Below are 7,622 nucleotides of genomic sequence, written 5' to 3'. Positions count from 1 at the left end.
TTGGTGGCCGAAGGCCGGGATATGGGAACCGTGGTCTTTCCCGATGCGCGATTAAGTTTTTTCTTGATGCCGCCCCGGAAGTACGGGCCATGCGCCGCCTGCGCGACCTTGAGGAAAGAGGCGAGGCTGCCGAACTGACAAGCCTTACGGAGCAGATACGCCAGCGCGACGCCCTGGACCGCAACCGTGCCGTGGCCCCACTGCGTCCCGCCCCTGACGCCCTTATTGTGGATACCTCCCATCTGGACATTTCTGGGGTGCTCGGCGTTATGCTGCACCATATCAATGTTCACGGGGGGCCGCAGAGCCTGCACGAATAGCGGGCGACCGTTTTAGCGCGTTTCTTTCTTCCGTGAAAAGCGCAGGCCCACGGACGGACGATAGCATTTTCGCGTTGAGAATACCCATTCTCAACGCTTCCCGGACGTCCGCTCCGGTGCGTAACTGCGCAAATATATTGCGCTGCTCCTTTACCGCAGGGACCTGCCCACGAAGTCCGGAACTGTTTCAAAGCAAAAAATACCCCCAAAAAAGCCTTTTGCGCTTTGCAAAAGGCTTTTTCGCTTTTCCGGCATGCCCCTCCGCCAGCGGCAAAACCTGCCACTTTTTCACCGGGTGCTGCCGGACTTTTGGCGCTCCAAACAGGACGCCTTTGCCTATTTACCTTAAAAGGCGTCTTTATAAAAAAATATCAGCATGATTTTATTGAAAAAAAATACTTTGGCATGAGCAGTGCATAACACTGGGCAAGCCAATGGCGCATACAGCGCCTTGCACAAACCAGCCTCAGTTGGGGAGGAAGATATGAGCAGTCAACTGGATTACGAGATCAATAAGGAATTGGGCGAATGCTACCTGTTCATGGGTGACTTTGACAAGGCCGAAGAATATTACCGCAAGGCCGCCAACAGCAATACCAAGAGCGACGCCCCCTATCTCGGCCTGGCGACCGTGGCCGTGCAGCGGGCCGATCTGGACAAGGCCCTTGTGCTTTACCAGAAAGCCGCCTCGGTGGAAGAAACAGACAAGGCCCTGTGCGGCATCGGCCTGATCCATATGGAACAGGGCCAGCATCAGGCCGCTTTTGACAACTTTGCCCGTGCCCTCAACAAGAACGCGGAAAATATCGTGGCGCTGAACTGCCTTGTGCGTGAAGCCTACCAGTTGGGTTGCGTTGAAAACGTGCTGCCCTACCTGGAAGACACCCTGAACACCGGTGTTGAAGCCGAGGCCGTGCGCGTCACCCTGGCCGGTTGCCTCATTTACCTTGGCCGTGGCGAAGAGGCCCGCACGCACCTTGAAGCAGTGCTCGGCGCCAACCCGGCCAACAACAGCGCCAAAGAACTTTTCGACACCATGGCCGCCTAGCCATGGCCCCCGGGCCATGCCGCTGCCGAAACATACTCCCCTCCCCACATGATTTTCCGGCCCCTGGCAGGCGCCGGGGCCGGAAAATCTTTTCAACGGGGAACACACGGCACTGTTCGCCCTTGAAACATCATGCCGTTTACATGTACGCCAGCGCAAACAAAGCGAAAAATCCCTGAAGGTTTCTTCAGGGATTTTTGTTTATGCCGTCCGGACCACAGACGCCTGCATGCGGGCTGGAGCGGGTTGATTTTGAGAATGTCATGCTCAAAATTTACGGTACGCCCGTGAAGACGCTTAAAAGCGAAAATAAATCGGTCAGATAAACTGTGCTGACGGGCTGCGCAAATGAGCTGCGCCAACGGGCTGCACCGCCGGGAAGCGCAAACAAATTGCACCGAGTGGCTGCACCGGTGAATTGCCCGATGAACCATCCACGAACTGGGCAAATGAGCTGCGCCGGCGAACAGCGCTTAGCTTCACGGTGGTGTCTGCTCACGCAGCGGCCACAGCCTTTTCAAAATGAAATGCCTATTCCTGAAAAAGAGAGAGCGCGTCCTGGCACACCACGGCGTTGCGCCCGTTGTGTTTGGCCTGGTACAGGCATCTGTCTGCCTCTGCAATGCCGGTTTCAAGCTCTTGCAAGGGCGAGCAGGACGTCTCGTCCCGGCACAGTCTGCTGACACCAAGACTCACGGTTATCCGCAGAGGGACGCCGGAATGCGGGCTGGACGTCTGCCCGTCCCTGGTACGCCCCTGAGCGCAGTGGAGCATGGCAGCTTCATCCATGACGGCCTCTTCCACGGCCAAACGTATTTTTTCGCCCAGCCTGCACGCCTCGGCCAGCTCTTCACCGGGCAAAAATATGACAAATTCTTCACCACCATAACGGCAGCACAGGTCCTGTTCGCGCAAAAAGGAGCTTATGCAGCGGCTGAAGCGCACAAGCACCTCATCGCCGCAGGCATGCCCATACGTGTCATTGACGGCTTTGAAATGGTCGATATCCGCAAGAAGGATACTTGCAGGCAATCCTTCCTCACGGATCAGTTCCAGCGTTTTTTCTGCCTTGGCCATGAATGCGCGGCGGTTGAGCAGCCCCGTAAGGGGGTCGATGAACGAAAGCTGTTTGTACTTAAGCGAAAGACGGGTCAGTTCCGAAACGTTTTTGTCCAGCTCTTCTACCATCTTGTTGAATGCCGTGGAAAAGTCGCCCAAAAAATTGATCCTGTGCTGATATTCGCCTTTGGCGATGCACTGGGCCTGCCACGTAAGGTGGCGCAGGTCTGACTGAAGGGCCTTGAGAGAGCCTATGACAAAGCCCCTCTGTTTGGACATGTAATGCAGGTCACCCTTGCCCAGATTGTGGGCCAGTGCGCGTATGCCCCATATAAGATTGTGCAGGTTTTCCATACCTTCCAGTTGGCGCAACCTTTCCGGGAGGGGGGCTTCACTGACGGAAACGCCGGTCAGAATGGAATGCACATGGCCTATGACTTCGTTCGCAAGGGCCACGTCTTTCAAGAGCGCGGCCCTGGTATTCGCAGGATCATCCATAGTATTTACTACCGGTAGCTTAAAACATTTTACCTTTAAGAATACATTTTCTCAAAGGGTTGCGGCGCTCACTCCAGTGTGTAGCGGCGTACATGCATGCGCTGCGGCCTTCATCCGAGCCTTTGGGCAACATGGCTGTAAGGCTGGCGTAACTTGATGGCGGATGGCTGCCTGCGCAGCCGCCAGAGCAACCTCAGGGTGAAATTGCCCTAACCCGTCGGAGGAATCTTTCCCGGAACCGGAATCAGGCGCGACAAACAGGACAGCGCCAGACCGGTGGCGGGTGTGCGGCTTCCGAACATTCCGGCCGCAGCCGGACCCCTCTGTCTGGACGCACGGCAACCGCGCCGCGTGACATAGGGGAACCGCGATCTACAGAAAACATGTCGCCTTTGAGAATCTGTATGCTCAAAGCTTGCAAAACCCGGCGTCTGGCTGCGCAGGCAGCCCGTGCGTATGCTTTCGTGGCTGACGTCTGCTCGCGCAGGCGTCAGAGCAATGTTCTTTCAGCATTGCTCTGACGACAAACCGCATTATTTGGTAATTTTTTTCAGCAACGCGCACTGGCCGGTATTTTTCCCAAGGCGGTCAATGCGAAGTTGCGCGACTGCGCCATTGTAGTGGTGACAAAAAATATATCGCTCAAGTCAGGCTATTCAACGCCTGGAACCGCTGATGCAGTGGCGCAACCCGAGCGCTGTTTTCTTCAGAATCCACATTATCAATGTGACACATCGCCCGCTACGAATGGCAGCAATACACGCAGGTGCTGCTGTTTTTACCCGCAAGCCCTTCGGACAAGACCTGAAGCGGACTTGCACCACCCCATAGGCGGTCGTTTGCCCGCGCAGGCGCCAGAGATATTACAGATAAAATCGCCTGCTGCACTGTGTTCCGCATGGGGTGCCCCTTGCGCGAACAGCCCGGCTTTCCGCTTTTTCTGGCCGCATGGCGCCAACCGGACTGGCCGGTTCAATCTGACGTTTCTTCCGTGCGCGGCTTTTTTTGCATGGGCATGGCCTCAAACCGGCAAGTGCGGTCGCCGGTGCACCAGCAGTCAATTTCGCGCACGTCAAATTTCACCCCGGCATGGGAAAACAACACTCCGGCAAGAAATCCCTCATCGTAGTGGCAGACCGTATGCTCCATGTCAGGCAGGCCGGAGCAGTCCAGATCTTCCGCCACTGTCAGGGTAAAGTGGGACGCTTCATAGTCCGCTGTTTCTATCCGCAGAATGCCGATGCCGAATTCCAGCAGCGCTTTCTGCACCACAGCCACAAAATCATCGAAATTTTCGCACGGGCCAATGAACCTTTCGCAAAACTTGCGGCCCGCCAACTCTCCGCACTCGCGCATGATTTCTTCTGACGCCTCAGTGCCGTAGCGAAGTTCCACAATATCGCGCATGGTATACTGGAACAGCCGGTATACTTCGATACGGGCGCTGTTACCGAGATTGGGCCGGCCTTCCCGCACATTGCCAACAAAATCCCAACTGAATGCGTAACGCCGGGTCGCCATAAAAACCGCCTTTTACAGAATCTGTGCCGTGTCCCATGCTAGCAGCATTGGCCGTACCCCTGCAAACAAAAAAGTCTCTGTCCCAGAGTACTCAAGAGCACATTGGACTCTGGAAATATTCGCACTTGAAAAATCCGCCCCAACGTTCTGCGACGTTTGGGACGGCGCTTTGCAACCCCAATGCCTGGAGCCGCAGTCTTCATCCGCAGCCCGGCCAGGGGTAAAGGCTGAAGCGAAATCTGCTTCTTGATGACGAGCATTGGCCCGCGCAGCCCCGGAGCAGTTCCAAGATAAAAATTCTCTATGCCGACAGCGGGCAGCCTGCGGACCAAAAGCCCGCAAGCCGCCCGCTGTCAAAAAGCGAAGCGCCCGCCGTGCTGAAAAAACAGCCGGAACAGAACCGTGCGAAAAAGCCGGATCAGCGAATTATAGGCGGAGCGTCATTGCTGACCTTGAGCATGGTCCCGAGATGCCGCCTGACCAGCGCCAGTTCGCTTTCTGTAACTTCAGGCATGTCGCCGGAGCGCACCCCGGTCATGTCGTTTCCTTCTTCAACAATGGCAAGAGCCGCAGCCATCCTTCCCATAACGCAGAAAAAGCGCACAGGATTCCAGCCCTGCTCCTGCACCCAGGCAGCGGCCTTGGGCGAATACATAAAATCTGCCTTGCCGTTACGCAGAACAGGGTGTGCCTCTTCATTACCGGCTTTGGCCCAGGCGCGAAAATGCGGCAGAACATCCAGAAAGCTCAATAGTTCCTTTTCCGTCACGGGCGGCTGCTTGTCGTAAACCGTAGCCGTCTGCCGCGCCGCCTTTTTATCCTGCCCGGCGGCCGCATGCGCCTGGCCCGACAGGGCCGGGGCAAACAACAGGCACAGCAGGACGGCCCCTGCCGCCAGCACCCTTCCCGCGCGCAAGCCCAGAGCGCCTGCAGACGTGAGACCTTTCATACATGACAAGGTCGAAAAACTTGTGAACATCCTGAAAATCCGCAACAAAATATTCATTCAATACCGAACCGCGCTGAATTTCGAGAGCCTGTCCATATTATGGTAAGACTCGACATACCGCAACGTACCTGTCTTGCCGCGCAAGACCAGGGAATGCGTTACGGCGTACTTGGCGCTGTAGCCCACGCCGCGCAGGAAGTCGCCGCCGGAAATGCCCGTGGCGGCAAAAAAACAGTCGTCGCTGCGCACCAGATCGTTGACGGTGAGCACCTCGCGGGCGTCTATGCCCGTTTCGTTGATGGCTTCTTTTTCCACATACGACTGGGGATCAAGCCGGGCCAGCATCTGCCCGCCCATGCCCTTGATGGCGCAGGCAGCCAGCACGCCCTCGGGAGTGCCGCCCGTACCCATCATGATATCCACTTCGGAGCGGGGATCCACAGCCATGAGCGCACCGGCCACGTCGCCGTCCGTCTGAAGCTGTATACGCGCTCCGGCCTCGCGGATTTCGGCAATAAGCTTTTCATGCCGGGGTTTGTCCAGCACAAAAACCACAAGGTCCTGCACGGTCTTGCCCATAGCTTTTGCCACGTTCGCCAGATTGACCTTGACGGGAGCGTCAAGATCAATGACGTTGCGCGCCTCGCGCGCCACCACGAGCTTTTGCATATAATAGCTGGGGCCGGGGTTGAACATGCTGCCCCTGGGAGCCACACCCACAACGGAAATGGCGTTGGGTCGCCCGTAGGCCAGCAGGCTCGTGCCTTCTACCGGATCAACGGCCACGTCAAGACTGGGGCCTGCGCCCATGCCCACCTTTTCGCCGTTGTACAGCATGGGGGCATTATCTTTTTCGCCTTCGCCGATAATAACAAGGCCGTCAATGTGCAGAGTGGCAAAACTGATGCGCATGGCGTCCACGGCAGCGCCGTCTCCGGCCTCCTTGTCTCCGCGTCCGAGCCAGCGGGCCGATGCCAGAGCCGCCGCCTCGGTAATACGAACAATGTCCAGGGCCAGATTTTTCTCCGGTGCTTCCACCATGTCTTCCTCCACTCATATCTGCGTTGTGCAACACACTGCTCTTACCCCAGCGCGCTGCCGGCTTCAAGAAAAAACCCCGGGCTGCCGCCCGGATCTCCGCTGCCGCCATCGGCCCGCATGGCATTGCCCTGCCTGCGGATGCCGGAATATCTTGTCCGAACCGGTCTTCCTCAAATTGGGGCTAGAGCAGTTTACGAATGAAATGAGTTAACTGCTCTGCGAGGATTTTCAGGAAAATCCTCGCCACGAAATGCGAGCAGGCAGGCTTTTGCCTGCCGTAAGCGAGCATTTCAAGTGTTAAATGCCCTGGGGCAGGCGGTAGCGCCCCGCCACCGGAGCCTGCCAGCCCGCGCCAAAAGGCACGCGACTGACAAAAAGCGCCAGCGGCTCCTGCCTGCGCTTGAACTCCGCCGCAAAAAGTTTGTTGCGCACCTCAAGCCGCAAGGGCGAAATGTTGGCCGCTGCGGAAGAAGCGCCGGGCTGCAGCAGTTCTTCAAGCATGGGGTCAAGCTGCCCGTAGGGCGGCAGACTGTCTTCGTCTTTTTGCCCGGGGCGCAGTTCGGCGGACGGAGCCTTGTCAAAAACCTGCTGCGGAATGATCTCTGCCTGCCGGTAGTCATTATACCACCGGGCCACGGCATAGGTTTGCGTTTTGGTCAGGTCGCCAATAACCGCAAGCGCGCCCACAGTGTCGCCGTACAGGGTGCTGTAGCCCATGGCGGCTTCACTTTTATTGCCCGTGTTGAGCACGAGCGCGCCTGCCCTGTTTGCCAGGGAGGAGAGAAACACGCCGCGGATGCGCGCCTGAAGATTCTCAAACGTGGTGTCGCCCGGGCGGGACTCAAAGAGTTCCAGCCCCGGAGCAAGAGCCTGTTCAAAGACCTTCATGACAGATTCTATGGGCAGGGTCACGGTGCGTACACCCAGATTTTGCGCCAGCTGGTGGGCATCGCTGACAGAACCTTTACTGCTGTAAGGCGACGGCATGAGCACACCGGTGACGTTTTCCGCCCCAAGCGCCTCCACGGCCAGGCAGCATACCAGTGAAGAATCCATACCGCCCGAAAGGCCCACAATCACTTTTTCCGCGCCGCATTTGCGCACAAAGTCGCGCGTGCCGAGGGTAAGGGCGTGCCAGAGACTTTCTTCCGCGCAGGCGCACAGCGGTTCGGGGGCCTTGCCGCCA

At 57.3% G+C, this 7,622-nt stretch carries 6 protein-coding genes and 1 pseudogene; 2 read left to right on the top strand and 5 right to left on the bottom strand.

All coding sequences use genetic code 11. The annotated features are described in order from the left end of the window. The first annotated feature begins 3 nt into the window (after nt 1-3). Both V6C16_RS05515 and V6C16_RS05510 read left to right on the top strand, forming a co-directional pair. Nucleotides 4-320, top strand: a pseudogene (locus V6C16_RS05515) ((d)CMP kinase). 484 nt (nt 321-804) lie between these two features. After that, on the top strand, nt 805-1,368 hold the full coding sequence (locus V6C16_RS05510; RefSeq protein WP_333535225.1) for a tetratricopeptide repeat protein: 564 nt from the start codon (nt 805-807) through the stop codon (nt 1,366-1,368). A gap of 531 nt (nt 1,369-1,899) precedes the next feature. Here V6C16_RS05510 and V6C16_RS05505 read toward each other — a convergent pair. The 5 genes from V6C16_RS05505 to nadE all read right to left on the bottom strand — a co-directional run. Then, nucleotides 1,900-2,925, bottom strand: coding sequence for a GGDEF domain-containing protein (locus V6C16_RS05505; RefSeq protein WP_333535226.1), 1,026 nt, complete (start codon nt 2,923-2,925; stop codon nt 1,900-1,902). 972 nt (nt 2,926-3,897) lie between these two features. After that, the gene (locus V6C16_RS05500) at nt 3,898-4,446 is read right to left on the bottom strand and encodes a V4R domain-containing protein (RefSeq protein ID WP_333535227.1); all 549 of its coding nucleotides are present in this window, start codon (nt 4,444-4,446) and stop codon (nt 3,898-3,900) included. Nucleotides 4,447-4,864: 418 nt separating this feature from the next. After that, nucleotides 4,865-5,395, bottom strand: a complete 531-nt coding sequence (locus tag V6C16_RS05495; protein WP_333535228.1) for a serine/threonine protein phosphatase — start codon at nt 5,393-5,395, stop codon at nt 4,865-4,867. 57 nt (nt 5,396-5,452) lie between these two features. Beyond that, nucleotides 5,453-6,433, bottom strand: coding sequence for a class II fructose-bisphosphatase (gene glpX, locus V6C16_RS05490; protein ID WP_333535229.1), 981 nt, complete (start codon nt 6,431-6,433; stop codon nt 5,453-5,455). Nucleotides 6,434-6,733: 300 nt separating this feature from the next. After that, nucleotides 6,734-7,622 (bottom strand): NAD(+) synthase (gene nadE / locus V6C16_RS05485; RefSeq protein WP_333542862.1); only part of this gene is annotated, 889 nt, incomplete at its 5' end.

The sequence above is a fragment of the Desulfovibrio sp. 1188_IL3213 genome, assembly GCF_036763145.1.
In the GTDB taxonomy this organism is placed as follows: domain Bacteria; phylum Desulfobacterota; class Desulfovibrionia; order Desulfovibrionales; family Desulfovibrionaceae; genus Desulfovibrio.
This window is presented reverse-complemented; position numbering and strand designations above follow the sequence as displayed.

What these genes read in the sequence shown, in the direction of transcription:
- V6C16_RS05505 (WP_333535226.1), bottom strand. Translation starts at nt 2,925, where the DNA reads ATGGATGATCCTGCGAATACCAGGGCCGCGCTCTTGAAAGACGTGGCC.
- V6C16_RS05510 (WP_333535225.1), top strand. Translation starts at nt 805, where the DNA reads ATGAGCAGTCAACTGGATTACGAGATCAATAAGGAATTGGGCGAATGC.
- V6C16_RS05495 (WP_333535228.1), bottom strand. Translation starts at nt 5,395, where the DNA reads ATGAAAGGTCTCACGTCTGCAGGCGCTCTGGGCTTGCGCGCGGGAAGG.
- V6C16_RS05500 (WP_333535227.1), bottom strand. Translation starts at nt 4,446, where the DNA reads ATGGCGACCCGGCGTTACGCATTCAGTTGGGATTTTGTTGGCAATGTG.